Annotated in this window: 2 protein-coding genes; one reads left to right on the top strand and one right to left on the bottom strand. The window is 67.6% G+C overall.

Annotated elements, in window-relative coordinates; translation table 11 throughout:
• Positions 1–368 precede the first annotated feature (368 nt).
• A complete protein-coding gene (gene kstR, locus VFA16_RS04595) occupies positions 369–974 on the top strand; it encodes a cholesterol catabolism transcriptional regulator KstR (protein ID WP_324966673.1) in 606 nt (201 codons plus the stop codon).
• A gap of 57 nt (positions 975–1031) precedes the next feature.
• Here the strand turns inward: kstR and VFA16_RS04590 are convergent, their stop codons facing one another.
• Positions 1032–2168 (bottom strand): substrate-binding domain-containing protein, encoded by a 1137-nt coding sequence (locus tag VFA16_RS04590; RefSeq protein ID WP_324966672.1) that lies wholly within the window; start codon positions 2166–2168, stop codon positions 1032–1034.
• Between the last annotated feature and the right edge of the window lie 230 nt (positions 2169–2398).

Raw genomic sequence — 2398 nt, 5'->3', positions numbered from 1 at the left:
CTCGCGCTTTCCCTGCTCGATGTCGCGAATCGCGGCCGTTGTTCCCGCGCCGGCGGCCCACTCACGCACCAACCCACGCGCTGCCAATTGCTCGTCGCTGATGGTGGTCGGCACGTTGCGGCTCCTCCGTTGACTAGAACGTGTTCTAATAGTGCCAGCGATCGACCGTCAAGTCGAACGCCGTTGCAGCAGCACACGCCGGTGTCCCCAGCCGCACGGAGGTGAGCAATCGAGGTTCAGGATGCGTATCGTTTTCAGCGAGATCGCCAGATGAAGGAGCTGTCCGTCACATGTCCCCTCACATCTCGGGGCCAGCGAACACCGATGCGGCCGGCGCGCCGGGCGCGCAGCCTCGCGAGGTCATGAACGTGGCGGTGTTGGCCGAATCCGAGCTGGGCTCCGAGGCCCAGCGCGAGCGGCGCAAGCGCATCCTGGACGCGACGATGGCGATCGCCTCCAAAGGCGGCTACGAGGCAGTACAGATGCGTGCGGTGGCCGACCGGGCCGACGTGGCAGTGGGCACGCTCTACCGGTATTTCCCGTCGAAGGTGCATCTGCTGGTCTCGGCGCTGGGCCGCGAGTTCGAGCGCATCGACGCCAAGACCGACCGCTCCACGCTGCCCGGCGGCACGCCGTATCAGCGGCTGAACTTCATGGTCAGCAAGCTCAACCGCGCGATGCAGCGCAACCCGCTGCTGACCGAGGCGATGACCCGCGCCTACGTCTTCGCCGACGCGTCCGCCGCGGGTGAGGTTGATCATGTCGAGAAACTGATCGATTCGATGTTCGCCCGCGCGATGGCTGACGGTGAACCGACCGAGGACCAGTACCACATCGCCCGGGTGATCTCGGACGTGTGGCTGTCCAACTTGCTGGCCTGGCTGACGCGGCGGGCCTCAGCCACCGACGTCAGCAAGCGGCTGAATTTAGCGGTGCGGCTATTGATCGGCGACCAGGAGAACGCCAAAAGCTGATCTTCGGGGTGATCGCAAGCGCGGCGAATGACGGGCGCAGCGGGTCACCCCAATTGCCTAGGCCGGCGGGCCGGCGGTGCGGCCCCGGATCAACTCGGTATCCAGCACCTCGACGACCGGCAGCCCGGAGCGCGGCGGGGTCAACACCAACTCGCCGGCGCGCCGGCCCTTTGCCAGACTGGGCTGCGCCACCGTGGTCAGACCGCGGCGGATGGCCTCGGGCACGCCGTCGAATCCGGTGATCGTCATCTGACCCGGCGCGTAGATGCCGCGGCCGCGAAGGTGATCCTGCGCCGACAGCGCCAGCACGTCGGCCGTGCACATCAACGCGGTGATCCGTGGATTGGCTTCGAGCGCCGCCGCGGCGGCGGACCCGCCCGAAGTCGGTTGATGCTCATGGCTTTCCACCACGGTCAGCGAATCCGGGTCGAGGCCCGCGGCGGCCATCGCATCCCGAACCCCGTAGATGCGGTCGGCTTGCACGTGAAACGTCGGTGAGCGCAGACGCTCGGCATGGACCAGGCCATGGTGGCGGTCCCGGTTCAGCCGCATGGTCAGCAGCCCGATCTCGCGGTGACCCAGTTCGAGCACATAGTCGGCGAGCTCGCGCATCGCCGCTCGGTCGTCGATGCCGACGCGGGACACGCCGGAGACGTCTTTGGGCTGGTCGACTACAACAGCAGGCAGGCGACGCTGCATCACAACCTGAAGGTAGGGATCATCCTCGGACACCGAATAGACCACGAAGCCGTCGACCCCGGCGGCAAGCACGGCCGCGGTCCCGTCGGCCACACTCCGGTTCGGGCCGACCGCCACCAGCAGCAGGCCCTGGCCCACAGCCTCGCACGATTCAGCCAGTCCCCCAACGAAATTCAACGCGGCGGGATCGCTGAACGAGTAAGTCAACTGTTCGGCCATCACCAGGCCGACCACACCCGCCTTGCGGGTGCGAAGCGATCGCGCCACCGGATCGGGCCCGGGATAACCCATGCGTTTCGCGGCCGCAAGAACCCGCTCGCGCAGGTCGGCCGAGAGCTGATCGGGCCGGTTGTAGGCATTGGAGATCGTGGTCCGCGACACTTTGAGCTCGGCCGCCAACGATGCCAGGGTGGCCCGGCGACGAGGCGGCCCCGCAGCCGCCCGCGCAACCGCCGGGTCGTCAGACCCGGCCCGCCGCCGGGGCGTGGGACTCATGCTCCGTGAGGCTACCGCCCTGCTAAGGACGCGGGCCGCGTAGCGGGGCCGCGGCAGCCGCTGGCCGAGAAGGCGGACTAGCTAACCCTGTCGCGACGGGCAGTCGGCTGCGCTACAGTCTGATGGAAACGATTTTCATTAGTTTGCGTAGTCGGGGGCCGACCGGTGAGAGGAATACCGACGGTGCGCGTGTCGGCGGCCGGTCTGTCGGCAATCGTCATCGTGACCGG

This window comes from Mycobacterium sp. (assembly GCF_035653355.1).
Classification (GTDB): Bacteria; Actinomycetota; Actinomycetes; order Mycobacteriales; family Mycobacteriaceae; genus Mycobacterium.
This window is presented reverse-complemented; position numbering and strand designations above follow the sequence as displayed.

What these genes read in the sequence shown, in the direction of transcription:
- VFA16_RS04590 (WP_324966672.1), bottom strand. Translation starts at nt 2,168, where the DNA reads ATGAGTCCCACGCCCCGGCGGCGGGCCGGGTCTGACGACCCGGCGGTT.